Origin of the sequence: Corynebacterium crudilactis (assembly GCF_001643015.1) — a bacterium.
GTDB classification, from domain to species: domain Bacteria; phylum Actinomycetota; class Actinomycetes; order Mycobacteriales; family Mycobacteriaceae; genus Corynebacterium; species Corynebacterium crudilactis.
On record NZ_CP015622.1, the window covers coordinates 761,349 to 788,135 of the forward strand.

At 52.6% G+C, this 26,787-nt stretch carries 29 protein-coding genes; 19 read left to right on the forward strand and 10 right to left on the reverse strand.

Annotated elements, in window-relative coordinates; all coding sequences use genetic code 11:
* Positions 1 to 36: 36 nt before the first annotated feature.
* Positions 37 to 495 (reverse strand): metallopeptidase family protein, encoded by a 459-nt coding sequence (locus ccrud_RS03625; RefSeq protein WP_066564902.1) that lies wholly within the window; start codon positions 493 to 495, stop codon positions 37 to 39.
* 94 nt (positions 496 to 589) lie between these two features.
* Here ccrud_RS03625 and ccrud_RS03630 point away from each other — a divergent pair, with 94 nt between their 5' ends.
* The 4 genes from ccrud_RS03630 to manA all read left to right on the forward strand — a co-directional run bounded on the left by ccrud_RS03630 (position 590) and on the right by manA (position 4,704).
* Positions 590 to 988, forward strand: coding sequence for a DUF3499 domain-containing protein (locus ccrud_RS03630; protein ID WP_066569460.1), 399 nt, complete (start codon positions 590 to 592; stop codon positions 986 to 988).
* A gap of 73 nt (positions 989 to 1,061) precedes the next feature.
* Positions 1,062 to 2,438 (forward strand): phosphomannomutase/phosphoglucomutase, encoded by a 1,377-nt coding sequence (locus ccrud_RS03635; protein ID WP_066564903.1) that lies wholly within the window; start codon positions 1,062 to 1,064, stop codon positions 2,436 to 2,438.
* A 73-nt stretch (positions 2,439 to 2,511) separates the two neighbouring features.
* Positions 2,512 to 3,519: a hypothetical protein gene (locus ccrud_RS03640; protein WP_066564904.1), complete on the forward strand. Its 1,008-nt coding sequence runs from the start codon at positions 2,512 to 2,514 to the stop codon at positions 3,517 to 3,519.
* Positions 3,520 to 4,704: a mannose-6-phosphate isomerase, class I gene (gene manA / locus ccrud_RS03645; RefSeq protein ID WP_066564905.1), complete on the forward strand. Its 1,185-nt coding sequence runs from the start codon at positions 3,520 to 3,522 to the stop codon at positions 4,702 to 4,704.
* 64 nt (positions 4,705 to 4,768) lie between these two features.
* On the opposite strand, the gene ccrud_RS03650 is transcribed toward manA, so the two are convergent.
* Positions 4,769 to 5,527 carry a hypothetical protein gene (locus ccrud_RS03650; RefSeq protein ID WP_066564906.1) on the reverse strand — a complete coding sequence of 253 codons (759 nt, stop codon included), beginning with the start codon at positions 5,525 to 5,527 and terminating at the stop codon, positions 4,769 to 4,771.
* 230 nt (positions 5,528 to 5,757) lie between these two features.
* On the opposite strand from ccrud_RS03650, the gene ccrud_RS03655 reads away from it, so the two are divergent.
* From ccrud_RS03655 to secA, 9 genes are all read left to right on the forward strand, one after another.
* A complete protein-coding gene (locus ccrud_RS03655) occupies positions 5,758 to 6,111 on the forward strand; it encodes a hypothetical protein (RefSeq protein ID WP_066564907.1) in 354 nt (117 codons plus the stop codon).
* A gap of 98 nt (positions 6,112 to 6,209) precedes the next feature.
* Complete coding sequence (ahcY, locus tag ccrud_RS03660; protein WP_066564908.1) at positions 6,210 to 7,646, forward strand: adenosylhomocysteinase; 1,437 nt, start codon at positions 6,210 to 6,212, stop codon at positions 7,644 to 7,646.
* Positions 7,646 to 8,257 (forward strand): dTMP kinase, encoded by a 612-nt coding sequence (locus ccrud_RS03665; RefSeq protein ID WP_066564909.1) that lies wholly within the window; start codon positions 7,646 to 7,648, stop codon positions 8,255 to 8,257. The genes ahcY and ccrud_RS03665 overlap by 1 nt, the downstream gene beginning before the upstream one ends.
* A 24-nt stretch (positions 8,258 to 8,281) precedes the next feature.
* Positions 8,282 to 8,962 carry a two-component system response regulator MtrA gene (mtrA, locus tag ccrud_RS03670; protein WP_066564910.1) on the forward strand — a complete coding sequence of 227 codons (681 nt, stop codon included), beginning with the start codon at positions 8,282 to 8,284 and terminating at the stop codon, positions 8,960 to 8,962.
* Between the two features lie 63 nt (positions 8,963 to 9,025).
* Positions 9,026 to 10,561, forward strand: coding sequence for an MtrAB system histidine kinase MtrB (gene mtrB / locus ccrud_RS03675; protein ID WP_211271328.1), 1,536 nt, complete (start codon positions 9,026 to 9,028; stop codon positions 10,559 to 10,561).
* Positions 10,558 to 12,249: an MtrAB system accessory lipoprotein LpqB gene (gene lpqB / locus ccrud_RS03680; protein ID WP_211271313.1), complete on the forward strand. Its 1,692-nt coding sequence runs from the start codon at positions 10,558 to 10,560 to the stop codon at positions 12,247 to 12,249. Before mtrB ends, lpqB begins: the two co-directional genes overlap by 4 nt.
* Before the next feature lie 97 nt (positions 12,250 to 12,346).
* On the forward strand, positions 12,347 to 12,841 hold the full coding sequence (locus ccrud_RS03685) for a ComF family protein (protein WP_245670368.1): 495 nt from the start codon (positions 12,347 to 12,349) through the stop codon (positions 12,839 to 12,841).
* A gap of 144 nt (positions 12,842 to 12,985) precedes the next feature.
* Positions 12,986 to 13,651, forward strand: coding sequence for a ribosome hibernation-promoting factor, HPF/YfiA family (gene hpf / locus ccrud_RS03690; protein ID WP_066564914.1), 666 nt, complete (start codon positions 12,986 to 12,988; stop codon positions 13,649 to 13,651).
* Positions 13,652 to 13,773: 122 nt separating this feature from the next.
* A complete protein-coding gene (gene secA / locus ccrud_RS03695; protein WP_066564915.1) occupies positions 13,774 to 16,311 on the forward strand; it encodes a preprotein translocase subunit SecA in 2,538 nt (845 codons plus the stop codon).
* 10 nt (positions 16,312 to 16,321) lie between these two features.
* On the opposite strand, the gene ccrud_RS03700 is transcribed toward secA, so the two are convergent.
* Positions 16,322 to 16,705, reverse strand: a complete 384-nt coding sequence (locus ccrud_RS03700) for an Rv3235 family protein (protein WP_066564916.1) — start codon at positions 16,703 to 16,705, stop codon at positions 16,322 to 16,324.
* Positions 16,706 to 16,822: 117 nt separating this feature from the next.
* On the opposite strand from ccrud_RS03700, the gene ccrud_RS03705 reads away from it, so the two are divergent.
* Both ccrud_RS03705 and ccrud_RS03710 read left to right on the forward strand, forming a co-directional pair.
* Positions 16,823 to 17,233, forward strand: coding sequence for an HAD family hydrolase (locus tag ccrud_RS03705; protein ID WP_066564917.1), 411 nt, complete (start codon positions 16,823 to 16,825; stop codon positions 17,231 to 17,233).
* Positions 17,234 to 17,235: 2 nt separating this feature from the next.
* Positions 17,236 to 17,742 (forward strand): DUF6912 family protein, encoded by a 507-nt coding sequence (locus tag ccrud_RS03710; protein ID WP_066564918.1) that lies wholly within the window; start codon positions 17,236 to 17,238, stop codon positions 17,740 to 17,742.
* A 2-nt stretch (positions 17,743 to 17,744) separates the two neighbouring features.
* On the opposite strand, the gene rsgA is transcribed toward ccrud_RS03710, so the two are convergent.
* Positions 17,745 to 18,734 carry a ribosome small subunit-dependent GTPase A gene (rsgA, locus tag ccrud_RS03715; protein ID WP_082868780.1) on the reverse strand — a complete coding sequence of 330 codons (990 nt, stop codon included), beginning with the start codon at positions 18,732 to 18,734 and terminating at the stop codon, positions 17,745 to 17,747.
* A complete protein-coding gene (gene aroA, locus ccrud_RS03720; RefSeq protein ID WP_066564919.1) occupies positions 18,727 to 20,019 on the reverse strand; it encodes a 3-phosphoshikimate 1-carboxyvinyltransferase in 1,293 nt (430 codons plus the stop codon). Before aroA ends, rsgA begins: the two co-directional genes overlap by 8 nt.
* Before the next feature lie 10 nt (positions 20,020 to 20,029).
* On the opposite strand from aroA, the gene ccrud_RS03725 reads away from it, so the two are divergent.
* Positions 20,030 to 20,671, forward strand: coding sequence for an SOS response-associated peptidase (locus tag ccrud_RS03725; protein WP_066564920.1), 642 nt, complete (start codon positions 20,030 to 20,032; stop codon positions 20,669 to 20,671).
* Here ccrud_RS03725 and ccrud_RS03730 read toward each other — a convergent pair.
* Positions 20,668 to 21,780, reverse strand: coding sequence for an HNH endonuclease signature motif containing protein (locus ccrud_RS03730; RefSeq protein ID WP_066564921.1), 1,113 nt, complete (start codon positions 21,778 to 21,780; stop codon positions 20,668 to 20,670). The genes ccrud_RS03725 and ccrud_RS03730 overlap by 4 nt on opposite strands.
* 167 nt (positions 21,781 to 21,947) lie before the next feature.
* Here ccrud_RS03730 and ccrud_RS03735 point away from each other — a divergent pair, with 167 nt between their 5' ends.
* Entirely contained in the window at positions 21,948 to 22,568 is a 621-nt protein-coding gene (locus tag ccrud_RS03735) for a sigma-70 family RNA polymerase sigma factor (protein WP_066564922.1), read from the forward strand.
* A gap of 2 nt (positions 22,569 to 22,570) precedes the next feature.
* Entirely contained in the window at positions 22,571 to 22,840 is a 270-nt protein-coding gene (gene rsrA, locus ccrud_RS14875) for a mycothiol system anti-sigma-R factor (RefSeq protein WP_074025399.1), read from the forward strand.
* A gap of 45 nt (positions 22,841 to 22,885) precedes the next feature.
* On the opposite strand, the gene ccrud_RS15865 is transcribed toward rsrA, so the two are convergent.
* Together ccrud_RS15865 and whcE are read right to left on the reverse strand one after the other, a co-directional pair.
* A complete protein-coding gene (locus ccrud_RS15865) occupies positions 22,886 to 22,960 on the reverse strand; it encodes a 50S ribosomal protein bL37 (RefSeq protein ID WP_020948532.1) in 75 nt (24 codons plus the stop codon).
* Between the two features lie 113 nt (positions 22,961 to 23,073).
* A complete protein-coding gene (gene whcE, locus ccrud_RS03740; protein ID WP_003858159.1) occupies positions 23,074 to 23,334 on the reverse strand; it encodes a WhiB family transcriptional regulator WhcE in 261 nt (86 codons plus the stop codon).
* Positions 23,335 to 23,862: 528 nt separating this feature from the next.
* On the opposite strand from whcE, the gene ccrud_RS03745 reads away from it, so the two are divergent.
* Positions 23,863 to 24,285 carry a hypothetical protein gene (locus tag ccrud_RS03745; protein ID WP_066564923.1) on the forward strand — a complete coding sequence of 141 codons (423 nt, stop codon included), beginning with the start codon at positions 23,863 to 23,865 and terminating at the stop codon, positions 24,283 to 24,285.
* On the opposite strand, the gene ccrud_RS03750 is transcribed toward ccrud_RS03745, so the two are convergent.
* Complete coding sequence (locus tag ccrud_RS03750; RefSeq protein WP_066564924.1) at positions 24,282 to 25,481, reverse strand: Rv3212 family protein; 1,200 nt, start codon at positions 25,479 to 25,481, stop codon at positions 24,282 to 24,284. The genes ccrud_RS03745 and ccrud_RS03750 overlap by 4 nt on opposite strands.
* A gap of 3 nt (positions 25,482 to 25,484) precedes the next feature.
* On the reverse strand, positions 25,485 to 26,759 hold the full coding sequence (locus tag ccrud_RS03755) for a DEAD/DEAH box helicase (RefSeq protein ID WP_066564925.1): 1,275 nt from the start codon (positions 26,757 to 26,759) through the stop codon (positions 25,485 to 25,487).
* Between the last annotated feature and the right edge of the window lie 28 nt (positions 26,760 to 26,787).

A 26,787-nucleotide genomic window follows, 5' to 3' on the forward strand; every position in this document is an offset into this window, starting at 1 on the left:
GTCAAGCGAACTCTTTAGAGTTCGCTTTTGTGCTTTCTAGAGGTCCTGGAATCCTGGATCGATATCTCGTGGATCAATATTGAGATAATTCGCCACCAACGAAGTCAGTACATGCGTGAGAAGTTCATGGCGTTCCACCGAGCTGGTTATTCTTTGTTCGATGGGCATCCGGAAAATAACGATGCGTGCTCTCGTAGGGTTTCCCTTGGTATCAATCGCTGGAGGGATAACACGGCCTAGGGGGACTGGGCCATCTGCGGTGATCTCGTCTGGAAGAACTGCGAGGTCTGCACTGAGACGCATGCGCGGGATAGTATCCACTGCGATATCCAGGTTTTTTAGTTCTTTTTGGTAGATCCCATACAAAGGGGAGTAGGCCTCAAGAACTGCGCGGTCGAATATTTTCCTTCGGGACGCATGGCGGGGAACTCCAGTTGGCAAAAGAGGTCCGCGGAGACCACGGCCGTGTCGATTGCGGAAAGTTCTCGTGTGCATGAAAAGAAATTCTAGGTGTGTTGAGCTGCAAAAAGGTATTGGCGCGCCGAGTGCGACTGTCAAAACCTCAACCAAAGGTCTAAACTTTGGGCTCGTGAGTCAGTTTCGTCGTTGTTCCCGCCCCGGTTGTGGCAAGCCCGCCGTTGCCACCCTCACCTATGCCTACTCGGATTCCACTGCGGTGGTCGGTCCGTTGGCGCCTGCTGCAGAACCACATAGCTGGGATCTGTGCGAGCACCATGCAGAGCGCATCACAGCGCCTCTTGGTTGGGAGATGCTGCGCGTCAATGGCATCCCAGTTGAAGATGATGAAGATCTCACCGCGCTTGCTCAAGCTGTTCGAGAAGCAGGACGCACTGTTAGTGGTCTCGTCTCTGAAGATGAAGTGGGGGGTAACCACCCAGTTAATCGGAGCGCACGGATCTCGGAACGCAAGATCCACCGCAAGGGCCACCTCTACGTTGTGCCTGATAGGGACGATTCCGAGGAATAGGCATTCGGAGTGGATGCGTTGTGAGGGTAGTATTGCATAAGTTATTTTTGTTGCCTACACCCTTCGAGGATTTATGCGTACCCGTGAATCTGTCACAGCTGTAATCAAGGCCTATGACGTCCGAGGCGTCGTCGGCGTCGATATTGATGCCGATTTCATTGCTGAGACTGGTGCTGCCTTTGGTCGACTCATGCGTGGTGAAGGTGAAACCACCGTTGCCATCGGCCACGATATGCGCGACTCTTCCCCAGAACTTGCCCAGGCTTTCGCAGCTGGTGTGACTGCCCAGGGGCTTGATGTTGTCCTTTTGGGACTCACTTCCACCGATGAGCTGTATTTCGCTTCTGGCACATTGAAGTGTGCGGGTGCAATGTTCACCGCTTCGCACAACCCTGCTGAGTACAACGGCATCAAGCTGTGCCGTACCGGTGCTCGCCCAGTCGGCCAGGATTCCGGTCTTGCCAACATCATTGATGATCTCGTTGAGGGCGTTCCGGCATTCGATGGAGAGCATGGCTCCGTCACCGAGCAGGATCTGCTGAGCGCATATGCTGCGTACTTGAACGAGCTGGTTGATCTCAACGGTATTCGTCCGTTGAAGGTTGCTGTGGATGCAGCAAACGGTATGGGCGGATTCACAGTTCCTGAGGTATTCAAGGGACTTCCACTTGATGTCGCACCATTGTATTTCGAACTTGATGGCAACTTCCCCAATCATGAGGCCAATCCTTTGGAGCCTGCGAACTTGGTTGATCTGCAGAAGTTCACCGTAGAAACCGGATCCGATATTGGCTTGGCTTTCGACGGTGACGCCGATCGTTGCTTCGTTGTTGATGAAAAAGGACAGCCAGTAAGCCCTTCCGCGATCTGTGCAATCGTGGCAGAGCGCTACCTGGCAAAGCTGCCGGGCTCAACCATTATTCACAACCTGATCACCTCGAAGGCTGTCCCTGAGATCATCGCGGAAAATGGTGGCACTGCAGTGCGTACCCGTGTGGGCCACTCCTTCATTAAGGCGATGATGGCAGAAACTGGCGCGGCATTTGGTGGCGAGCACTCTGCGCATTACTACTTCACTGAGTTCTTCAATGCAGATTCCGGCATTTTGGCTGCGATGCACGTGCTTGCGGCTTTGGGCGGACAAGATGAGCCATTGAGCGAGATGATGGCTAAATACAACCGATACGTTGCTTCAGGCGAGTTGAACTCTCGTTTGGCTGATGCACAAGCTCAGCAGGAACGTACTCAGGCAGTGTTGGATGCCTTTGCTGATCGCACCGCATCAGTGGATAACCTTGATGGCGTGACCGTGCAGCTTGAGGGAACTTCTGCATGGTTTAACGTTCGTGCTTCCAACACTGAGCCGCTACTGCGTCTGAACGTGGAAGCTGCGACCACTGAAGAAGTTGATGCTTTGGTTGCTGAGATCCTGGGAATTATTCGGGCGTAAGCGTATTTTCCAACAGGCAGCACGGGTTTTCCTTATCCTTAGAGGTTAACGCAAGGAAAGGACAATAATTCTCGTGGTGCAAGTGGACAATACCTTTTATGATGGTTCCTCCTATGACCCCGAAACCGTAAGGTTTTTTGATGTCGCGCAGGAAGGCGCACAGGTTCGTCTCATCGGCGGACTTGTTGCCCAAGGTGCGTTAAAAGCTTTTGAGGGGTTGCGTCCACGCAGCGTGGTCGTGATGGTTGAGGGGCAAATCAACCGCAGCTGTGTGAATTTGGTCGAGGTGCTACATTCGCCCATGCGACAACCACTGGTGATTACATCGACGCTGCCGCACTATATTGGCGCGCTCGATGTGCTCATCGTGATCACCGAAAATGGTGCAGATGACAAAGCGCTCAAGGCTTTGCTCACGGCAGCGCAGCGGGGCGTGGCCACGCTGCTGTTAGGCCCGAGTGCGGGCCCGCTTATCGACGAAGCCCCCAAGGACACCTTCGTCCTGCCAACCTTGCCTACCGCTGCTGGCTTGTCACCCGCCCGCATCGTGGCGTCGATAAGCACGCTTCTAGATCTTTTCGAATCAGATCCAAGTATCATTGCGGATCGTTTACAACACCTTTCTGATTGCATTGATGAAGAGGTGGAATCTTTATCGCCGGAACGTGATGAGCTGGTGAATCCAGGGCGAAAATTGCGCAGTTATGTGGAAAATTCTCGCATTGTTCATACCGGTAGAAGCGATATGGGACTGGCAATAGCCAATGTCATCGCGCCGCTATGGACTCGACGCGGTTTGGTATCGACTGTTCTAGATTATCCAGAGCTGATGGAGTCACTTCCAGAGTTACGCGGACCTGCTCCAATTGCTGATGATATTTTCCATGACCCATTCCTTGATGAGAGCCCAATGATGGTACCGTTTAGGGCTGTTGTCTGGGCCGAAGAGGAACCCGGAGTCCCCGATGCCATGGCGCAAAGCTGCGACGGACCTAGCAAAGGGGCGCTGACACAAGCACTGCGATTACTGGTGCGAGGCCAGTCAGCCACGACCTATTCCATTGAAGAAAAGGATTTGTAAATGGAGCTACTGGAAGGCTCATTGCGCACCTACCCTTGGGGTTCAAGGACGCTGATCGCTGAGCTCAAAGGCGAACAAACTCCTTCGGCTCGCCCAGAGGCAGAGCTTTGGTTTGGCGCCCACCCAGGATCCCCGTCAGCTGTTGGCGGGAGCGCACTCAACGATGTTATTGCAGCTGACCCTGAAGCCGCTTTGGGCTCTCGGGTTGCAACAGAGTTTGATAATGAACTTCCATTCCTCCTCAAGATTCTTGCGGCAGGAGCACCACTTTCTTTGCAAGCGCATCCATCTTTGGAGCAGGCTCGTGAAGGATTCGCCCGTGAAAATGCTGCGGGCATCAACGTAGCTGCATCGAATCGCAACTACCGCGATCCGAACCACAAACCAGAGTTGATCGTTGCTCTTACGGAATTCGTTGCGATGGCAGGTTTCCGTCCGCTGCACAAGACTCTGACCATCTTTGATGTCTTGGCGTGTGAACCTCTTGATCGCTACCGCAGCATGCTGACAGTTGATAATGAGAAAGAATCGCTGCGCGCACTATTTACCACCTGGATCACCATCCCGATTGGTAAGCGCCACGAACTCATTGATGCCCTCATCGCCGCAGCGCATGCATACCTTGAGACAAACGATCGGGATGAAGAGATCGCCTTCGTCTTGTCTAATGTCATCGAACTCAACGAACAATACCCAGGCGATGTCGGAGTTTTGGGCGCACTGCTCTTGAACTTCTACAAACTTGCCCCAGGCGAAGCACTGTATCTTGATGCAGCAAATCTGCACGCGTACATCAGCGGACTCGGCGTAGAAATCATGGCTAACTCCGATAACGTCCTTCGTGGTGGCCTGACCTCAAAATACGTCGATGTCCCAGAGCTTGTTCGCGTCTTGGACTTCAACTCCTTGTCCGATGCACGCGTGAACGCAGCTGTTGATGGTGTGAAAACTCACTACCCAGTGCCGATCAATGAATTCCAACTTGATCGCGTATCCGTACAAGGCACAGAACAAGCTGAACATGATGGTCCGATGATCATTTTGTGCACGAGAGGCACACTCACCTTGTCCGTAGGGGAGAAGACTGTAGAGATTTCTGCCGGCCATGCCGCCTGGGTCCCTGCGAGCGACCCGGCAATTGAGATGCGTTCTGATAATGCAGAGGCCTTCTTAGCGCGAGTATAAGATTCACGGCCTTCAAACACATTGTGCCTCACCTGAGATTTCAGGTGAGGCACAATGTGTTTAATTAGTTAAGTGCAGGTTCTAGTGAAGCTATAGACGGCTGATCTGGATTCAGCGGAGCTGTGGGTTCCTCGATGAAATCTGTTGGTGGAGCTTCAGGTTCTTCTGTCGGAGGAGTGCCTGTCGGTAGCTCGCTCGAAGGCTCTTCACTAGATGGCGTAGACGGAATTATTGGTGGGTTCGTTGATTCCGGAATGCTCGGATCGGTCGACTCTATAGGTTCTTCAGATTCTGATGGTTCTGAAGGCTCAGTAGTATCTGATGGCTCAGATGTGCCCGGCAGGGACACCGTCACAGGCGGGTTTCCGGAGTTGTCAGAAGTGTTGGGAACCGATGAGACATCGGTGTTGTTGTTGCCACCGGATTTCGTGGTGGTACTCTCTGCTGGTTCAGAAGGAACAAAAGATTGCGTTGTTGTAGTCGGAGAACCTAGTGAAATAGTTGGGCTGGAGGCAGCAGTGGTGCCTGGGCGGCGACCATTTCCTGGACGCACATAAGCATTTGGCGGAAGATAAGGATCTTCAGTGTTGATCGGTGCCAAAGTCTGGTTTTCTACGTCAGGTTCAACGGAAGTTGGCTCTGTATTACCTGGGTAAACATAGCTAGCCTGGGTTTGGGTGGTAGACGTAGTATTAGACATGGCAATATCAGAGGTGGTGGGTCTAGTTGGACTGGACATCTGCCAGACAATAAAACCTAAAGCGGCGGCGGCTAAGCAGCCAACCACGATAAAAGTAAGTGCTCGTTGAGTTTCTGTTTTCATCGTGGTTCACCTCCGAAGTGTAGTAATTGATTCAACGCTGGAAAATAACAAGTCAATAACAAACGATATCATGTCTTGGCTTCTATGAATAGGAAGAAAAGTAAAAATGCAGGTAAAGTCCTGTCTTTTAGATTTTCAACTGTGCTTTTTATTTATGAAGTCGTGTTGTGAATTGTTATAAACCAGATGTTTAACAAATTTTAAACTGGAATTAGAAAGGCTTTAAGAACATGGGCGCATGGGACGATACAATTTTGACTGAGGAAGTCAACATTGATTTTCTCGATGAAATCTCAGAACTGGATTCTCAGGACATCCTCGAAGCGTTGGAAGACGCATGTTTGCTGGTCGTAAATCAGGCAAACGCTACAGAAGATGAGCACCTGAACGGTCAGGCTGCTGCAACAATCGCTGCCATCATGTTCGGCGCACCTTATTCTGCAGGCCAGGTGCTGGAGAATTACCCATTTATCAGGGAACTAATTGGTGAAGGCTCTGAAGCTCTTCGCGGTGCCGCTGCACAGGTTTTGGAAGAGGCAGATGTGGAATATGACCTCGAGGCGTATTTAGAGGCGCTTAACTAAAAGATTCAATATTTTCGGTGCTTACGCCAGCAGGTAGAGTGGTGCGCGTCGAAAAAGTTTTCCTCATTTTTAACTTCTCATAAGGAGCTCGCCAAAATATGGCTCAGGTTACGGACTTCAAGGTTGCCGATCTTTCACTAGCAGAAGCAGGACGCCACCAGATTCGTCTTGCAGAATATGAGATGCCAGGTCTCATGCAGCTGCGCAAGGAATACGCAGAGGAGCAGCCACTGAAGGGCGCCCGCATTGCTGGTTCCATCCACATGACGGTCCAGACCGCCGTTCTTATTGAAACTCTCACCGCTTTGGGTGCTGAGGTTCGTTGGGCTTCTTGCAATATTTTCTCCACCCAGGATGAAGCTGCAGCTGCAATTGTCGTAGGCAATGGCACTGTAGAAGAGCCAACCGGTGTTCCAGTATTTGCTTGGAAGGGCGAATCCCTGGAGGAATACTGGTGGTGCATCAACCAGATCTTCAGCTGGGGCGAAGAGCTGCCAAACATGATTCTTGATGATGGCGGCGACGCAACCATGGCTGTTATTCGTGGACGCGAATACGAGCAGGCTGGTGTTGTCCCACCAGTTGAGGCGAATGACTCTGATGAGCACATCGCATTCCTCGGCATGCTGCGCGAAGTATTTGCAACTGAAGGTAGCAAGTGGGAAAAGATCGCTGAAGCTGTGCAGGGTGTTACTGAAGAAACCACCACTGGTGTCCACCGCCTGTACCACTTTGCTGAAGAAGGCGTTTTGCCTTTCCCAGCGATGAACGTCAACGATGCCGTGACCAAATCCAAGTTTGATAACAAGTACGGCACCCGCCACTCCCTGATTGATGGCATCAACCGCGCAACCGACATGCTCATGGGCGGCAAGAACGTGCTTGTCTGTGGCTACGGCGATGTTGGCAAGGGCTGTGCAGAAGCATTCGACGGCCAGGGCGCTCGCGTTAAGGTCACCGAAGCGGACCCAATCAACGCGTTGCAGGCGCTCATGGATGGCTACTCCGTGGTCACCGTTGATGAAGCTATTGAAGAAGCCGATATCGTGATCACCGCGACCGGCAACAAGGACATCATCTCCTTCGAGCAGATGCTCAAGATGAAGGATCATGCGCTGCTGGGCAACATCGGTCACTTCGATAACGAGATCGATATGCACTCCCTGCTGCACCGCGATGATGTCACCCGCACCACCATCAAGCCACAGGTTGATGAGTTCACTTTTTCTAACGGTCGTTCCATCATCGTACTTTCCGAAGGCCGTCTGCTTAACCTCGGCAACGCCACCGGACACCCATCATTTGTGATGTCTACTTCCTTTGCCGACCAGACCATCGCGCAGATTGAACTGTTCCAAAATGATGGACAGTATAAGAACGAGGTCTACCGTCTGCCTAAGGTTCTGGACGAAAAGGTGGCACTCATCCACGTTGAAGCACTCGGCGGAAACCTCACTGAGCTGACCAAGGAGCAGGCTGAATACATCGGCGTTGACGTTGCCGGCCCATTCAAGCCGGAGCACTACCGCTACTAATGATTGTCAGTATTGAGGGAATCGATGGCGCCGGCAAAAACACCCTGGTTTCGGCTTTAACGCAGGTCATTGATGTAAAAGTCCTTGCTTTCCCACGTTATGAAACCTCGATTCATGCCCAGCTCGCCGCGGAAGCCTTGCACGGCCGGATGGGCGACCTCACCGATAGTGCCTACGGCATGGCTACGCTTTTTGCCCTCGATCGCCATTTCGCGATCGAGGAATTAAACGCGCCTGGCGTGGTGCTGCTCGACCGGTACGTCGCCTCCAACGCGGCTTATACTGCCGCACGTTTGCTTGACGACGACGCCCCACAGTGGGTATCAGATCTAGAATTTGGACGACTCGGCATTCCGCGCCCTACGCTTCAAGTTTTGTTGGATACCCCCGCGGAGGTAGCGCAGGATAGAGCAAAACGTCGAGAAGCGCTTGACGCCTCGCGCACCAGGGACCGCTATGAATCGGATTCGGGGCTGCAGGAACGCACAGCTCAGCAGTATCGCCGCTTAGCTGCGCAAAACTGGGAATCACCGTGGATAGTGGCTGCCCCCGACGAAGATCCCGGCCACGTTGCGCAGAGAATCGCAGAATTCCTGGGTACTATTAATTAACCCCAACTAGCAGGAAGGATTCTCATGTCGCAGAAAATTCTCGTCGTTGATGATGATCCCGCAATCTCCGAGATGCTCACCATTGTGCTCAGCGCAGAAGGCTTTGACACCGTAGCTGTCACTGACGGAGCCCTCGCCGTGGAAACCGCTTCCCGGGAACAACCGGATCTGATTTTGCTTGACTTGATGCTTCCAGGCATGAATGGCATCGACATCTGTCGCGCAATTCGCCAAGAATCCGCCGTACCAATCATCATGCTCACCGCCAAGACCGACACCGTAGATGTGGTGCTCGGCTTGGAATCCGGTGCTGATGATTATGTGAACAAGCCTTTCAAAGCGAAAGAGCTTGTCGCGCGCATCAGAGCTCGCCTCCGCGCCACCGTTGAGGGGCCAAGCGAAATCATCGAGGTGGGCGATCTATCCATCGATGTTCCAGCACACACCGTCAAACGCGGCGGCGCTGAGATTTCCTTGACCCCACTGGAGTTCGATCTGTTGCTCGAACTCGCCCGCAAACCACAGCAGGTATTTACCCGCGAAGAATTGCTGGGCAAAGTGTGGGGCTACCGCCACGCATCCGATACTCGACTAGTAAATGTTCACGTTCAGCGTCTGCGCGCCAAGATCGAAAAAGATCCAGAAAACCCGCAGATCGTCCTCACCGTTCGCGGCGTCGGCTACAAAACTGGACTCAACGACTAAAACTAGTTCTTAAAAAAGGGGCAGTTTCTCATTCTTGCCTGGCTCAAGCGACTTCAACATCGCATTGTAGATAAATGGCGCACGTCACTGCAGGTTCGTGTGCTCGGCTCCATCTTCACAGCATCCGCCATCGTGATGCTGCTGCTGGGGCTGGGCATGTTGACCGTATTCACACAGCGATTAGTGGATCAAAAAATCGATATCGCAAGCTCTGAGATCGATCGAGCGCGAGTAATTGTCGAAGATCAGATCGCCGCATCCGGTGCCTCTACATCTGTGCAATCGCGAGTCAATTCAGCCCGTGCAGCCCTATCTAGTTTGGGCACCAGCGGTGGCACGGAAGCCAATGCCGCGTATGACCCCGTGGTGCTGATCAACAACGATGAAGTCGTGGTCTCGCCAGAAGGCTTTCAAATCCCGGAACGGCTGCGCTATTTCGTTTCGGAAAACCAAGTCTCATACCAATTTTCCAATATTGATCAAGGCGACGGATCGTCCTATCACGCGTTGATTATCGGTACGCCAACCGAAAGTGATATCCCAAACCTCCAGGTCTACCTGGTGTTTTCTATGGAAAGCGATGAAGCCTCCCTTGCTTTGATGCGAGGATTGCTCTCTGCGGCACTTCTTATCGTGGTGGTGCTTCTAGTCGGCATCGCGTGGTTGGCTACCCAACAAGTCACGGCTCCGGTGAGATCGGCGAGCCGGATTGCCGAGCGCTTTGCTCAAGGAAAACTCCGTGAACGCATGGTTGTTGAAGGCGAAGATGAGATGGCCCGATTAGCTGTGTCCTTCAATGCGATGGCTGAATCCTTATCTGCACAGATCGCGCAGTTGGAAGAATATGGCAATCTGCAAAGGCAGTTCACTTCCGATGTTTCGCATGAGCTGCGTACTCCACTGACAACGGTGCGTATGGCAGCAGATCTTATTGCCGACAGCGAAGATGAGCTATCTCCAGGCGCTCGACGCGCCAGCCAGTTGATGAATAGGGAATTGGATCGCTTTGAATCTTTGCTGAGTGATCTGTTGGAGATTTCTCGACATGATGCAGGCGTAGCGGAGCTCTCTGCTGCGAAACACGATGTGCGCATTCCAGTGCGTTCCGCATTGGAACAAGTCCAGCATTTGGCCACTGAGCTAGATGTCGAATTAGTGTTGGATATGCCAGAGGAATCCGTTTATATCCATGGAGATTCCCGGCGCATTGAAAGAATCATCCGCAATTTGCTGGCGAATGCGATCGACCACTCTAAAGGCCTACCAGTTGAGCTGAAGGTAGCTGTCAATGATGAAGCTATTGCGATCGCTGTTACCGATCATGGTGTGGGACTTAAACCAGGACAAGACGAATTAGTGTTTAACCGTTTCTGGCGAGCAGATCCTTCTAGAGTTCGACATTCTGGTGGCACCGGATTAGGTTTGGCAATCTCTCGGGAGGATGCTGTGCTACACGGCGGAAATCTCGATGCCGCCGGCACCATAGGTGTGGGATCAATCTTCAGGTTGGTGTTGCCGGTGCAGCCACATGGAAATTATCGTGCATCTCCAATCCCGTTAACCGCACCAGAAAAACCATGGGAAGGCGAGCAGCAATGAAGCGTAAATCTCTGACCGCAGTGCTTATGTCCATGACCCTGCTTGCAGGATGCTCGACGTTGCCTCAGAACACGGATCCGCAAGTACTGCGCTCGTTTGTCCCAAGCCAAAATATTCAAGAGATCGCAGGACCGACACCTAATCAGGACCCCGATCTGTTGCTGCGTGGATTTTTCAGTGCTGGAGCGTATCCAACACAACAGTATGAGGCAGCCAAGGCATATCTGACTGAGGATGCTCGAAACGAGTGGAACCCCACGGCGGAGATTCGCATTGTGGATCGTGTGGATTTGAATACGCTGCCTGGGTCAACGGACGAGGAACGCAATATTGCGATCCGCGGAACCCAAGTGGGATCCTTGGGCAGTGGTGGTGTCTATCAGCCCGATAACACTGAATATGAAGCAGCGATTACGATGCGCCGAGAGAACGGGGAGTGGCGTATCGATGCTCTTCCTGAAGGTATCGTGCTTGAGAGAAATGATCTGCGAAATCATTACTCTCCCCACGAGGTGTATTTCTTTGATCCTTCAGGCCAAGTGCTGGTGGGGGATCGCCGCTGGCTTTTTAATGAAGCGCAATCAATTTCTACTGTGCTGATGTCTTTGCTAGTCAATGGACCATCGTCTCCTATCGCACCAGGTGTGGTGAATCAGTTGTCTTCGGACGCTACTTTCGTTGGTTTTAATGAAGGCGAATATCAGTTCACCGGGTTGGGTAATTTGGATGATGGCGCACGGTTGCGTTTTGCTGCTCAGGTGGTGTGGACATTGGCCAAAGCAGATATTGCTGGCCCTTATTCACTGGTAGCTGATGGTGCGCCGTTGCTTGCCGAGTTTCCTACGTTAACCACAGATGATGTGGCTGAGTACAACCCCGAGGCATATACCAACACCGTATCGACGCTTTTTGCGTTGCAGGATGGATCTGTATCAAGGGTGAGCTCTGGTGCGCTCACCCCGCTACCGGCGGCCTGGAGTTCAGGCGATATTGATTCCATAGCGGTGTCTTCTTCCGCAAATGTTGTAGCTGCGGTGCGTCATAGGGGCGAAAATGTGGAGATGGCGGTGGGTTCCTTAGAGGGCGCCTCTACAGATGTGCTGTCTGGTGAAACAATTACCCGACCAACTTTTGAATATGCAGCCAATGGTTTGTGGGTCGTGCTGGATGGCGATACGCCGGTGCGCATTGCACGCTCTTCAACTACTGGCGAGTTGGTGCAGACGGAATCGGAAATTGTGCTTCCAAAGGATGTGACGGGTCCGATTTCGGAATTCCAACTGTCACGTACGGGGGTGCGGGCCGCGATGATCATTGATGGACGGGTGTATGTCGGCGTCGTAACGCGTCCTGGTCCGGGGGAGCGCCGCATCACAAATATCATGGAAGTGGCGCCGAGCTTGGGCGAGGCTGCGTTGTCGATCAATTGGCGTCCCGATGGCATTTTGCTGGTGGGCACATCCATTCCGGAGACACCGCTGTGGCGCGTCGAACAAGACGGATCGGCGATCGCGTCAATGCCGAGCGGGAATCTCAATGCGCCGGTGGTGGCGGTGGCAAGTTCGGCAACGACGATTTATGTCACCGATGCGCACGCCATGTTGCAGCTGCCGACTTCCGATAATGATATTTGGCGCGAGGTTCCAGGATTGTTGGGCACACGCGCCGCGCCGGTGGTTGCTTACTGATATGGAACTTTTCCTCCCGCGCGCATGCGGTGGTTGTGGGGCGCCGGGGGCGTCGCTGTGCACTGCGTGCCAACGCGTGTGGAGGGCTCCGCCTAAATTGGCGCGGCTGAATGTGGCTCTGCCGGTCTGGACGCTGGCGCCCTATGACGGGCCACATCGCAATGTGTTGATTGCGATGAAGGAGCGCGGCCGTGCGGACCTTGCGGACTTTGTGGCGGCGGCGGTCGGGGCGTCGATAAGCTATTTGGCTGCGCAGGGCGAAGTGGAACACGATATCACGCTGGTGCCCGCGCCCACGCGTGCAGTTTCTCAGCGCCGGCGAGGCGGCGATCCGGTGGAGCGTGTGTGCAGAAAAACACGCTTATCGACGTTTCCCTGCCTTCGAATTTCCTCCAGCACGCCTGACTCTGTTGGTCAGTCCGCACAACAACGCCGACTTAATATGCGGGTGGAATTATTACGTCAGCCTCAGACTCCAGTGCTGATAATCGACGATGTGGTGACAACGGGGGCAACCATTTCCGCATCAGCAAACGTTCTCCGCGCGGCAGGTGTGCAGGTCAGGGGAGCTTTGACCTATTGCCAGGCATAAAACTTGCATTAAAAGGGGGCCCTATTGGCAATGCGGTTATGACCAGAAGTAGTATAAGAAGTGAAGTTGATCGCGTCACCGTAGTAAGAGTAATTCCGCTCACACGCCAACGCGGTGACCACAATTTGGGAGGAGATGTAGCACGTGACTACACCTGCTGAGAACAACACCCTGAGCCCCGAGACCAAAGTAAGCATCACTGGTCGAAATGTTGAGGTTCCTGATCACTTTGCGGAACGAGTTAACACAAAGCTTGCAAAGATTGAACGCCTCGACCCAACGCTGACCTTCTTCCATGTTGAGCTGCAACACGAGCCAAACCCTCGTCGCGCAGAGCAAAGTGATCGTATTCAGATCACTGCCACCGGTAAGGGACACATCGCACGAGCAGAAGCCAAGGAAGACAGCTTCTACGCTGCGCTGGAAACTGCACTGGCAAAGATGGAGCGCTCCCTGCGCAAGGTCAAGGCACGTCGTAGCATTTCCCGCTCCGGCCACCGTGCACCACTAAGCACTGGCGAAGTTGGCGCACAGCTGGTTGCTGAATCCCAAGAGGCACGCGGTGCAGATGATTTGGGCAAATACGATGTTGATCCGTATGCGGACAAGATCGATGACGTCATGCCAGGCCAGGTTGTTCGAACCAAGGAACACCCAGCTACCCCAATGAGCGTCGATGATGCACTCTCCGAGATGGAGCTGGTAGGACACGATTTCTACCTCTTCGTAAATGAAGAAACCAACCAGCCATCAGTGGTTTATCGCCGACACGCATTCGACTACGGAATTATTTCACTGTCTGATGCATAAGTAATTAGTCTCTAAGTACCCGCTGCCCTCGTGGCAGCGGGTACTGTGTTTTAGGAACCCGTGCGTAGAGTATAGGTTCGTTATCAAATTTCCGTTTCGCTATTTTATAAGGACGACTACTCGTGTTTGGATTGTCCAAGGTGCTCCGCGTCGGCGAAGGCCGCGCCGTGAAGCGACTGCAGAAGATCGCTGATCAAGTCATCGCGCTGGAAGATCAGTATGCCAACCTGACCGATGAAGAGCTCAAGGCCAAAACAGCCGAGTTCAAAGAGCGCCTCGCTGGCGGCGAAGGCCTCGATGAGATCTTCTTCCATGCTTTTGCTACCGCTCGTGAAGCTTCATGGCGTGTCCTCGGACAGAAGCACTACCCAGTGCAGATCATGGGTGGCGCTGCACTTCACTTCGGCAACGTCGCTGAAATGCGCACCGGTGAAGGTAAGACCCTGACCTGTGTGCTTCCTGCATACCTCAACGCACTCGAAGGCAAGGGCGTTCACGTAGTGACCGTCAATGATTACTTGGCTAAGCGCGATGCCGAGATGGTAGGCCGTGTCCACCGTTACTTGGGCCTAGAAGTTGGCGTTATCTTATCTGAGATGCGCCCAGATGAGCGTCGCAAAGCATATACCGCCGACATCACCTATGGCACCAACAACGAACTAGGCTTCGACTACCTGCGCGATAACATGGCACGCTCCCTGAGCGACCTTGTCCAGCGCGGACACAACTACGCCATCGTCGATGAGGTTGACTCCATCCTCATCGATGAAGCCCGTACGCCACTGATCATTTCCGGTCCAGTAGACGGCACATCGCAGTTCTACAATGTCTTCGCACAGATCGTGCCACGCATGACCAAGGACGTTCACTACGAAGTAGACGAACGCAAAAAGACCGTCGGCGTTAAAGAAGAAGGCGTCGAATACGTCGAAGACCAGCTGGGCATCGATAACCTCTACGCACCAGAACACTCACAGCTCGTGAGCTACCTGAACAACGCCATCAAGGCTCAGGAACTATTTACCCGCGACAAGGACTACATCGTCCGCAACGGCGAAGTCATGATCGTAGACGGCTTCACCGGACGTGTCCTCTCCGGCCGCCGCTACAACGAAGGCATGCACCAAGCCATCGAAGCGAAAGAACGGGTGGAGATCAAAAACGAGAACCAAACCTTGGCTACCGTTACTCTCCAGAACTACTTCCGCCTCTACAGCAAGCTTTCCGGCATGACCGGTACCGCAGAAACCGAAGCAGCCGAGCTGAACCAGATCTACAAACTCGACGTCATTGCGATTCCTACCAACCGCAAAAACCAGCGCGAAGACCTCACCGACTTGGTCTACAAAACCCAAGAGGCAAAGTTCGCAGCAGTCGTAGACGATATCGCAGAGCGCATTGCCAACGGCCAACCAATTCTGGTCGGTACTGTCTCTGTTGAACGATCCGAGTACCTCGCTCAGCTTCTCACCAAACGAGGCATTAAACACAATGTCCTCAACGCAAAGCACCACGAGCAGGAAGCACAGATCGTGGCACAGGCAGGACTGCCAAGTGCAGTCACCGTTGCAACTAACATGGCGGGCCGCGGAACTGACATTGTGCTCGGCGGCAACCCTGAAATCCTCCTGGACATCAAACTTCGCGAACGCGGACTGGATCCTTTCGAAGATGAAGAAAGCTACCAGGAAGCATGGGACACCGAACTTCCTGCAATGAAGGAACGATGCGAGGAACGCGGCGATAAGGTACGCGAAGCCGGCGGACTCTACGTCCTTGGCACCGAACGCCATGAGTCCCGACGCATCGATAATCAGCTTCGTGGACGCTCAGCACGCCAGGGCGACCCAGGAGCTACCCGCTTCTACCTCTCCATGCGCGATGACCTGATGGTACGTTTCGTCGGCCCAGCCATGGAAAACATGATGAACCGACTCAACGTCCCAGACGATGTGCCAATCGAATCAAAGACCGTCACAAACTCCATCAAGGGCGCCCAAGCTCAGGTAGAGAACCAAAACTTCGAAATGCGTAAAAACGTATTGAAGTACGACGAAGTCATGAACGAACAGCGCAAGGTCATCTACGGCGAACGCCGCGAGATTCTCGAATCTGCAGATATCTCCCGCTACATCCACAACATGATCGAAGAAACCGTCAGCGCCTACGTCGATGGCGCTACCGCCAACGGCTACGTCGAAGACTGGGATCTGGAAAAACTGTGGAATGCCCTCGAAGCGCTCTACAATCCATCCATCGCTTGGACAGATCTTGTCGAAGGCAGCGAATACGGCAAACCAGGCGAGCTCTCCTCTGAACAGCTCCGTACTGCACTAGTTGAGGATGCGAAGAGCGAATACGCACGACTAGAAGAAGCCGTCTCCGCAATTGGTGGCGAAGCACAGATGCGCAACATCGAACGCATGGTGCTCATGCCAGTTATCGACACCAAATGGCGCGAACACCTCTACGAGATGGACTACCTCAAGGAAGGCATCGGCCTCCGCGCAATGGCACAGCGCGACCCACTGGTGGAATACCAAAAAGAGGGCGGCGACATGTTCAACGGCATGAAGGATGGCATCAAGGAAGAAACCGTTCGCCAGCTCTTCCTCCTACGCAAGCAGTTCATCAAGGAAGAAGCAGAAGTCGCTGAATAGAAAGTTCTGATTAGCTCAGAACTCTGAAGTTCAACATCCGCCATATGCCGCCCGATTCAACCAATCGGGCGGCATATGCAGTTCTCCTTAAACCCACAGAAATACTTCCGCACACCTCCGCAGTTTGCTCCCCAAGTTGGACATGGCAAGATAACAGATCCGCAGTCTGCGTAAAACCTTGCTTGCGGCGGGCGGAAACGTGGGCGCGGACGGCAGCGTCGAAAAGCTTCGGGTTTAAATGCGTTATCGGCCGCAGGCCGAACGCTGAATCTAAAGCTACTCTGATCAGCACTGATACCTCGCGCGGCACTTCCGTGCGTGCCTGGATTGCCCGAGGCAACGGATCGGGCACAAGATATAACAAATGTGCGAAACCAGGAATTGGAACAAGCACAACAAAACTCCTTGAGACAAAAACTCAAGGCAAAAAACAAGCCACCCCAATCTGTGCGACAATCAAACCACAGACTTAGGACTATTATGTCACGAGAGAACCAAAGAAAGGGATAAAATGCGCGGACTAATTGTTGACTACGCCGGAGTACTAGACGGAACTGATGAGGACCAACGCCGCTGGCGCAACCTGCTGGCTGCAGCGAAGAAAAATGGTGTCGGAACAGCCGTCCTCAGCAACGATCCAGGTGGAATCGGCGCAGCGCCGATCCGAGATCTCGAGAAAAACGGGGTAGTTGACAAGGTCTTGCTCTCAGGCGAAATTGGCGTCGAAAAGCCAGAAGAAGGTGCTTTCCAGGCCGCCGCAGACGCAATCGACCTGCCTATGCGCGACTGCGTGCTTGTCGACGATTCGATCCTCAACGTACGCGGCGCCGTCGAATCCGGACTCGTAGGTGTCTACTACCAGCAATTTGATCGCGCAGTCGTGGAAATCGTTGGCCTCTTCGGACTCGAAGGAGAATTCTAATCTTGCGAGTCTACATCCCAGCCACCTTCGCAACACTTCGCGGACTCAACGAATCACGAGTCATCACCGCACGCTCCGGATACGGCTTCGCCGTCACCCCAGCACTCCTCGACTTCTACGTTGACGGTGACGAAGAAGAAATCGCCCACGCCGCATTCCAAGACGCAGCAGAAGCATCCATTCGACTACTCGCCATCGGTGATGAGGAATCTTTCCCATACCGCCGAGTCGTTATCTCAGCAGATATCGATGAATCCGTGATCACCTACCAGCCTGAAAACGGCGAATCCGTGGTCAAACTCAGCCCCGCGCAGATCAATCTCATCGATATCGCCGCCATCCACATCGACGTCGAAGCCTCAGAAGCAGATACCAAAAAAGCCATCGAAGTCATCGACGAATCCGATCTCGGCGAAGAAGACGCCGAACTCACCGTCGGAGACGCACAAGACAACTTCATGGCCTGGTATGACCCAGAAGAGCTGCCGTTCCTAATCGAGCTCCTCTAAGCTCACATATCCCACGCGTCGTTGCTTCTCAGCGCAACCAACAACGCACGAACAGCCTCGACGCGACGAGCACTCGCACCCTCCAGCTGATCCAACGCACAACCAGGATCCGCTGGAGGACCCAGATGCGCACATCCACGAGGACAATCCTCAACAGCAACCGCCAAATCGTCGAACACACCAACAACAGTGTCAGCATCGACATGCGCCAAACCAAACGAACGAATACCAGGCGTATCAATAATCCAGCCATTATCAATGGCCAAGGCAACCGACTGAGTCGACGTATGCCGACCTTTACCCACACCTGAAACGACGCCAGTCTCACGATCAGCATCCGGCACCAAACGATTCACCAACGTGGACTTACCCACACCAGAGTGCCCAATCAACGCCGTGATATGCCCCTCAACGACATCCAACACAGGATCGAGAGGATCATCAACACCACACACCACAACTGGAACTTCAAGAGCCGCAAACTCTGCCGCAAACTCCGAAGGATCAGCCAAATCAGACTTCGTCAAACACAAAATTGGCTGCAGATTACCAACAAACGCAGCGATCAGAGCGCGTTCCACAAAACCCGCCCGAGGCGGCGGATCGGCGACAGCTGAAACAATAAGCAACTGATCAGCATTAGCAACGACAATTCGTTCAAACGGATCCGTGTCATCTGCCGTTCGGCGCAACACACTTGTACGCTCTTCCAAACGAACAATACGAGCCAATGAACCCGGACGACCAGACGTATCGCCAACGACACTAACTCGATCGCCCACCTCAATCGGCGTACGCCCCAACTCACGCGCACGCATCGTCACGATTGCTTTTTTTTGGCCGTCTAGAACTACACCCCAACGACCTCGATCCTTAGTGACGACCATTCCCACTAAAGCATCCTCATGGGAAGGCCTATCCTTTGTTCGAGGACGAGTGCCCCTACCAGGACGAACTCGAACATCGGATTCGTCATAACTTCTTTTAGCCAACCATTGCCTCCCAAATATTTTCAAAACCAGGGAAAGTCTTGGAAGTTGTTTGAATATCTTCAACCTGGACACCATCGACAACAAGACCGATGATTGCGCCAGCAGTAGCCATGCGATGATCCGCATAGGATTGCCACACAGCACCATGAAGGGAAGCAGGCTCGATACGAAGACCATCCTTAAGCTCGGTGCACTTTCCACCCAACTTGTTGATCTCTGAAGTCAACGCAGCCAAACGATCCGTTTCATGACCACGCAAATGGGCAATACCAGTCAACTTAGACTCGGTAGAAGACAAGGCAGCGAGCGCAGCGACCGTAGGTGTGAGCTCTCCGATATCAGACATATCGATCTCAATGCCCTTAAGCGACACTGGACCAGTCACTGACAGATCGTAGCTATCCCCACGCGCAATCAACTCAACTTCGCAACCCATACGCTCCAGAATCGAACGAATCGCATCGCCCGGCTGAGTGGTTTTAATCGGCCAATGCTTAATCTGAATCGTGCCACCAGTAACTGCTGCAGCTGCAAGGAACGGAGTCGCATTTGAAAGATCCGGTTCAATACGCCAGGTTTTACCGCGGATCTCTCCTGGATGAACTACCCACTGGTTTTCAGATTCATCAATGGTGATTCCTGCACTTCGGAGCATCTCAACAGTCATCTCGATATGCGGCATACTCGGCAGACGGCCACCGACGTGCTTTACCGTAACGCCATTTTTGAAGCGTGGAGCAGAAAGCAAAAGACCCGAAACGAACTGTGAAGATCCGGATGCATCGATCTCAACGATTCCACCTTCTGGAATTGCACCAGCTTTGACAGTAAAAGGAAGACTGTCATTATCTACATCAACTCCGAGAGTCCGCAGCGCATCCAAAATACTGGTCATCGGGCGAACTCGAGCTTGCGGATCTCCATCGAAATGGACTGAACCATCAGCGAAAGCGGCGACGGGAGGCAAGAATCGCATCACCGTACCAGCGAGGCCACATTCTACGGAACCAGCAGATATCTGCGCAGGCTCGACGTAGTATCGGTCTACCGCTTCTTCAGTAATAGCAATACCAAGACTGCGTAATCCTTCTGCCATGAGGTCGGTATCGCGACTGCGAAGGACATCAATAATGGTGGATGGAGTTGACGCAAGCGCAGCCAAAATGAGAGCGCGATTGGTAATTGACTTGGAACCAGGGATTGCCAGGTCCGAGACTATGGGGCCGCGAGCGCGCGGGGCATCCCAAATGGGCAAAGATGTAGACGAATCAGACACAAAGACCATAATAGATGGTATGTGTGGAAGATTTGTTTTGTTCACCACCGGTGATTCTCTAATCGAAGCTACCGAGACTGCGCTGGGACGATCCGTCGTGGCTCCACAGGGCACTCCAGAACCTCGCTATAACCTTGCTCCGACACAGATAATACCGATCGTCCGTCTCGGAGAAGAGATGCTTTTGGAGCCTGCGAGGTGGGGTTTGTTTCCGCATTGGAAGAAGGATGATTCGGGTCCTCCACTTTTTAATGCTCGTGGAGAGACTGTTGCAGAGAAGCCATCGTTCCGAGATGCTTTTAAACAGCAGCGTTGTTTGATTCCTTTGGATGGATATTATGAGTGGCATGAAAAGAAGCCGTATTTTGTATCTTTAGGTGACGGTTTGATGTGGGCTGCAGGGTTGTGGTCGACGGGGCTGGATCAACTGTCAACGACGATGGTTACTACAGAATCAGTGGAGCCTATAGCGTGGTTGCATAATCGACTGCCACGGTTCTTGGAGCAAGGCGAAATTGATCAATGGTTGTTTGGTTCTCCTGAAGATGCCAAGGAGTTGTTACATCCTGTTTCTCAAGAATGGGTGAAACGCTTGAGTGTTCGGGAAGTGTCTTCAGATGTAGGAAACGTACGCAACGATCATGTTGGTTTGTTGGATTAAGCGGCGATCTTGCGGTCCATGTATTTTCCAAATTTTGTTCCCCAGGTTTTATTCGATTGTGATAGGGGACCGTTTGGAACAGAGATAACGGGCAAGCCATCTATGAGGAAAAGAACGGTGCCATCAGGCAGCGGATAGCATTGTAATCTTCCCTCAGTTTTCTGGATGTGGTGGAAGATGCACAGCGGATGGAGATTCCAAGGCGTTGTAGGCCCGCCTTCGTCCCAGGGGATGATGTGGTCAAGTTGGCAGTTATCGGCATTCACACAGCAACCAGGGACGCTACAGGTAGTACGTAGACCTTTTACGTAGATTCTCATTTCTTTGGTCGGTTGATAAGCAGTTGTATAAGCAAATTGTGCGGCATCCATATCGCGTTCTGAGGTGACTCGGGTTTTCCAGAAGTCCGTCTGTTTCTTTGATAGCCAGGTTCCTCCTTCCAGATACTCTGGGCCGTCTGGTGAACCGTATGTGTTTAAGACGACTTTGGTGGGCAAGCCTCGAATGATGTGGAGGAGGGAAGTGCCAGGAGTGCAATCTTTGTCTTTGGACATTTGTTCCAGAGCAGCTTTGACTTCTGTTCCTTCGCTGGCGGTGCAATCGACGGTGATGCTGATGCCACCTTTTCTATTCCTGCGGTAGCGCATTGATTCTTCGGCTGTGACAGATGATGTTTCATCATCGGGACAATGTCTTGCTATAAATTTCCGCATCATTGCGGATATAGAGCTTGCTTGGGGCAAGCATTGTGCCTCCGCTTGAGGCGTCAGGTAATCGACGAGGTAGGCGTCGAAAAGCTCCCTTTTCTCGGTGGGTATTTTCGCGCCAGCTCTAGTGATGGCGTTGATGCGGGCCATATCGAGATGTCCAAGCTTTTCGACGAGTTTGTGGAAGTGCGGCAAATGGGGAAGAAAGCAAATGCTGAATAAGCAGGCAGCGATGAGTTTGCGGGATAAACCAGTACGTGTGCATATTTTGTTGACGGAAGTTGCTAGATCTTCATCATCATCTGGGCGAAGGCGCTGCCAAAATGCGAGGTCGCGCCTATTAGTTTCAATTATTTCAGTGCTTATGGGATCGTTTGGATTGCTGACTGTGAAATAAAACATTGTTTCCCCCTGGTTTTGAAGTGATACATATGTTCTAAACGATGGGGACGACACGCGGGGGTGGCGTAAAGTTTAAGCGACAGTTCAGGTACCTTTGCAGCTACCCCCGAAGGGTCAGTTTTACATCCGAAGTAGAATAGGCAACACGCATTTTCGAAAGGGGCCACATGGCTGAAAACCGAACCGGCACAGTCGATGAAGACGCGTTGGCTGCCCGCTTTGAAGAGGAAGCATTGCCACTCCTTGACCAGCTTTATGGCGGTGCCTTGCGCATGACTAGAAACCCCGCAGATGCGGAAGATCTCGTGCAAGATACTTACGTCAAGGCATTCCAGGCATTCGCTAGTTTTAGGCCAGGCACAAATCTTAAAGCATGGCTCTATCGGATCATGACGAATACCTACATCAACATGTACCGAAAGAAACAGAGACAACCATCGCAAACTTCGGCTGATGAAATCACCGATTACCAACTCGTTGAATCGCAATCGCATACTTCAACCGGATTGGAATCTGCCGAGGTTGCAGCATTGAAAAACCTGCCAGATGGGAAAATTGGGGATGCAATGAACCAACTCAGCCCGGAATACCGCATGGTGGTTTATTATGCCGATGTAGAGGATCTCGCCTACAAGGAAATCGCTGAAATCATGGATGTTCCACTCGGCACTGTCATGTCACGACTCCATCGTGGAAGAAAACAGCTCCGAGGAATGTTAAAGGAAGTAGCGAAGGAACAAGGCATTGGTCTTGAACATCCCGACATGAAGAAAAATTCGGAGGCATAACGATGACGAATCTCAACCGCAGCGACTCACAAGGTGATTGTGGCTGCCCTGAATTCTTCGACGACATGCATCAGCTACTCGACGATCAACTCGGTGAAGCTGCCTGCGAGCGATTAAGGATTCACGCTTCAGGCTGCCCTAAATGTAGGCAGTTGTTAGAAGCCGAATCGGAGTTTCGCAGTTTGTTACGCAAGTGCTGCTGTGAGTCGGCTCCTGTAGAGCTTAGGCAGCGGATCTCTTATCGCATTCGTGTGGAATATCGACAAGAATAGAAAAAACCGCCAGGAAGAAAAATTCTTCCTGGCGGTTACTCTTATTTAAGAGTTAGGGCGGCGTCCGTGGTTCGCGCCTTTCTTGCGGCGATCCTTACGCTTGCGTCCTCGCTTGCTCATGAGAGTCCTCCTTATAGTTCAAATGTTGATCAACTGTAGATACTTTAGCGGGTGCTCATCAGCGGTACAAAGATGAGGTTGCGCAGCGGGGGATATGTAGTTGTTAATGCAGCTTAAACAGCGATGCGTGCACGACCGCGGCCGCGGTTCTTGCGACGCTTCAGAGCGCGACGCTCGTCTTCGCTCATTCCACCCCAAACACCAGCATCCTGACCTGTCTCAAGGGCCCATGCAAGGCACTGTGAGGTAACTGGGCAGCGGTTGCAGACCATCTTTGCGGATGCGATCTGCGCGAGAGCCGGGCCGGAGTTGCCGACTGGGAAGAACAGTTCAGGATCCTCTTCGCGGCAGATTGCCTCGTGGCGCCAATCCATTTCGATAACTCCTTTTCGTAAAAGCCTGTTGTTGTCATAAGTCCGGGCGCGCAGGAAAATGAGACCATTAGATGGTCCGGAGAGTGGATGTCACAGCCCGCGATCGACAAAAACAGACGCATTTTGCGTCCTGTTATTTACCTGGGGTTCATCTTGCGCTGCACCGGTGTTAAGAATCAGTTTTTCCTGAGTTCTTTTTGGTACTTGGAAATAGTCTCATGTACACCCACTATTGGCTAGACCTAAGCCCCTTTTTGTGATGTAATTCACATATTTATGTCGAATTTAAGTCGACAATTGACCATTCCTTGTGGGGTGGAACACATTGAATTGTCTTTTGGGGCGTGTTAAAAGGCAGGCTACCTGTAGTTTCTTGAATCTGGAATGAAGCGCACTCGCATACCAAGTGTCAAATTTCTCACAAAACTTTCGTCGGCAAGTATTGTCATCTGGTGCAATCTGAAAGTTAACCAACAAGTCACCCAAAATGTTATTAAAGCCAGCTTCTCAAAGTTAACAGCTAGAATCATGCTCGTGACTTCTCCACATATGCCTGCATCAATCCGCTGGGGTGGCATTGTCGCCCTCATTCAATCCACCATCGGCCTCGGATACGCCTTTTTCCTCATTTACCGAGAGGCCACGGGCGAAACCGATTCAAGCATCGTCTATGAAACCGGCGATGCCAATACTTGGGTCGGTTACGGCACCGCGGTCTTTTTTATTATTGTATTTGGCACTGTTGCTGCAGGCGCCATAAACATGATGCGTGGGCACCGCTGGGGACGCGGAGCGGTTGTCATGCTCAACATCATTTTGGTGCCAGCAGCGTATTACATGTTCATCGAGGATCGGTTCTCCTGGGCTGTAATCACTGGAATTTCGGCTTTTTTCGTCTTGGGAGCACTGTTTAATAAGCGTGCTATCCATTGGGCTAATACCGAAATTTAACCAAGCGCGACAATCTGAGAACCCCGCTTTTCGACGAACACCTGCCCCACAACGCCGAGCGAAACTTCACCCTTGTAATCAGCTCGATCCACCGGGATGGTGCGAAGCACTTCCCCGGTGTTCCAATTAGCCACTGCGATTCCTTCTATAGTGGGGTAAAGCAATTTACCGTCTACGGCAATGCCGGTGCCTAAGGCATCGTTAAAGCTCTGTCTCACGTTGAGCTGCGAGGGAGACAACAGCACAAGACTCTTGCCATTAAACCAACTCATATGGTGTGGAAGGTCTGCAGTGTGGAGCTGGAAGGGCGCATCTGGAAACCCAACAGCCTCCACTGCATGTTCGCCAATCAATTCGCCATCGTCGTTGTATGAAAGGATTTTGGGCGAGGGTTCATTGACATATATTGCGGCTGCGGATTGGCCGATGGCAACGATCGTGCCATCGGCTATTTGTATGTCTTGGGTGATTTCAGGAGCTCGGGAATCCTCTGGCGTTGTATCCATAAATCGTAGGAACGCAGATCCATCAGGGCAGGTCTCAGTGATCGCCAGAAGCTCCTTTCGCGTCATCGCAGAGGTGATGGAGCATTCAGGGTGTGGTTGCTGCCCAGATTCTTGTGGAGCTTCCACATCGCCGTATTCGATGGTTCTCACTAAGTCGGATCGCCATAGTTCGACTCGTTCGTCTCCGAGAACACCGATCCGATCATTCGATATGATCGGTGCAACTTGATCGCTGGATATTGCGCTGCGGGTGGCTTTGTAGGTGCCGTCGTTGGCATTGATTGAAGTTACGTCGCCGCAGCCGATTCCGGTTTTGTATGTGGCGATGACAGCGTCAACACCTGAGGAGAAGGAGCAGAGCTCTTTGTCGCGTTTGTAGCTCCATAGTAGCGATCCGTCGGGGGTGTAGGTGTTGATGGTATTTCCATCAGCTGTGGAGATAACGCCACCGGTGATTGCTGGTTTATGGTTGTTTGAGGTATCGGTGATACGCCATTGTTCGTGGAGCTGGTTGGGGATGTGGTCGGTGGTTGCAGCTGCGACAAAGGGTTCTTGGGCTGGTGAGAGCTCAGTTCCGCGGATCGGTGCAGTTGCCCACACCGTGCCGATGCCGATAACTGCGAGTGCAGCTATGACACCGGTTGCGATGAAATCTTTTTTGGTGCGTCTAAGTGGAAGCTTTGAAACCATGGGTTATTTCCGGGGACGACGTGGTGGCCTAGGGGTTGTTCCACCGAGAACTTTGGTTGGGGGTCCGACGCGTTCGCTTGCACCTTCGGGGATTTCGAGTGCTTCGAGGAACTCAGGTGAGGTAGAGAACCACTGTGGTGGATTCGGTTGGCCGAGTTCGAGTTCGCTGTCGATGACGGTCCATTTTAAGGTTTCGTCGTAGCCGACAAGGGTAATGGCGGTTCCGTTGTGGCCTGCGCGTCCGGTGCGTCCAATACGGTGGACGTAGGTCATCGGATCGTCGGGGGTTTGGTAGTTGATGACGTGGGTGACGTCATTGACATCGATGCCTCGGGCTGCAACGTCGGTGGCTACAAGGATGTCGATTTTCCCGGTGCGGAATGCGTTGAGAGATTTCTCGCGGGCGGGTTGCCCCATGTCGCCGTGCACGGATCCGACGGAGAATCCTCGGGATGCGAGGTCTTCTGCAACTTGAGCGGCGGTGCGCTTGGTGCGGGTGAAGATGATTGTTTTGCCACGATCCTTCGTTTGGAGGATTTTCGCAGTGATGGCTTCTTTGTCCATTTTGTGCGCTTGGAAAACGATCTGTCGGGTTGTTTTGTGCGTTGCTGAGGAGTCTGATGTTTCGGCACGGATGTGTACTGGTTTGTTCAGGAAGCTGCGCGCAAGGGTAAGGATTGCGCCGGGCATGGTTGCTGAGAACAGCATGGTTTGGTGTTTGTGAGTGAGCGCTCGAAGTATTTTTTCGATGTCTGGCAGGAAGCCAAGATCGAGCATTTCGTCTGCTTCATCGAGGACTAGAATGGCTACGTTTTCAAGCGAGAGCGCGCCTCGTTTGTGTAGGTCCAGCAAGCGTCCAGGGGTTCCTACTACGACATCGACGCCTACTTTGAGCGCATCGATCTGTTCTTCGTAAGGAGTTCCACCGTAGAAGGTGAAAATTTTGAGAGGTAGGTTGGTGGAGGCTCTTTGGAGGTCATCGCCAACTTGGACCGCGAGTTCGCGGGTTGGCACGATGACGAGGGCGCGGGGAGTGCCGTCGAGTTCTGCGATGTCTGCGGAATCGAATACTCGATCAAGCAGGGGAACGCCGAATCCGTAGGTTTTTCCCATGCCGGTGCGGGCTTGGCCGATGAAGTCGAGGCCGTCGAGCGCGATGGGAAGTGTGTACTCCTGGATCGCGAAAGTTCGGGTGATGCCGAGGGCTTCGAGGGCGTCGGTAATTTCAACCGCAACGCCGAGCTCTGTGAACGTAGGTCGGGGGCTTTCAGAAGACACAACTTAGATACTATCGTTGCGCGGTTAC

Excerpts from the sequence above, each read along its gene's own strand:
- ccrud_RS03625 (WP_066564902.1), bottom strand. The coding sequence starts at position 495 with ATGCACACGAGAACTTTCCGCAATCGACACGGCCGTGGTCTCCGCGGA.
- ccrud_RS03635 (WP_066564903.1), top strand. The coding sequence starts at position 1,062 with ATGCGTACCCGTGAATCTGTCACAGCTGTAATCAAGGCCTATGACGTC.
- manA (WP_066564905.1), top strand. The coding sequence starts at position 3,520 with ATGGAGCTACTGGAAGGCTCATTGCGCACCTACCCTTGGGGTTCAAGG.
- ccrud_RS03650 (WP_066564906.1), bottom strand. The coding sequence starts at position 5,527 with ATGAAAACAGAAACTCAACGAGCACTTACTTTTATCGTGGTTGGCTGC.
- ccrud_RS03655 (WP_066564907.1), top strand. The coding sequence starts at position 5,758 with ATGGGCGCATGGGACGATACAATTTTGACTGAGGAAGTCAACATTGAT.
- ahcY (WP_066564908.1), top strand. The coding sequence starts at position 6,210 with ATGGCTCAGGTTACGGACTTCAAGGTTGCCGATCTTTCACTAGCAGAA.
- ccrud_RS03665 (WP_066564909.1), top strand. The coding sequence starts at position 7,646 with ATGATTGTCAGTATTGAGGGAATCGATGGCGCCGGCAAAAACACCCTG.
- mtrA (WP_066564910.1), top strand. The coding sequence starts at position 8,282 with ATGTCGCAGAAAATTCTCGTCGTTGATGATGATCCCGCAATCTCCGAG.
- lpqB (WP_211271313.1), top strand. The coding sequence starts at position 10,558 with ATGAAGCGTAAATCTCTGACCGCAGTGCTTATGTCCATGACCCTGCTT.
- ccrud_RS03705 (WP_066564917.1), top strand. The coding sequence starts at position 16,823 with ATGCGCGGACTAATTGTTGACTACGCCGGAGTACTAGACGGAACTGAT.
- aroA (WP_066564919.1), bottom strand. The coding sequence starts at position 20,019 with ATGGTCTTTGTGTCTGATTCGTCTACATCTTTGCCCATTTGGGATGCC.
- ccrud_RS03725 (WP_066564920.1), top strand. The coding sequence starts at position 20,030 with ATGTGTGGAAGATTTGTTTTGTTCACCACCGGTGATTCTCTAATCGAA.
- ccrud_RS03730 (WP_066564921.1), bottom strand. The coding sequence starts at position 21,780 with ATGTTTTATTTCACAGTCAGCAATCCAAACGATCCCATAAGCACTGAA.
- ccrud_RS03735 (WP_066564922.1), top strand. The coding sequence starts at position 21,948 with ATGGCTGAAAACCGAACCGGCACAGTCGATGAAGACGCGTTGGCTGCC.
- rsrA (WP_074025399.1), top strand. The coding sequence starts at position 22,571 with ATGACGAATCTCAACCGCAGCGACTCACAAGGTGATTGTGGCTGCCCT.
- whcE (WP_003858159.1), bottom strand. The coding sequence starts at position 23,334 with ATGGATTGGCGCCACGAGGCAATCTGCCGCGAAGAGGATCCTGAACTG.
- ccrud_RS03745 (WP_066564923.1), top strand. The coding sequence starts at position 23,863 with ATGCTCGTGACTTCTCCACATATGCCTGCATCAATCCGCTGGGGTGGC.
- ccrud_RS03750 (WP_066564924.1), bottom strand. The coding sequence starts at position 25,481 with ATGGTTTCAAAGCTTCCACTTAGACGCACCAAAAAAGATTTCATCGCA.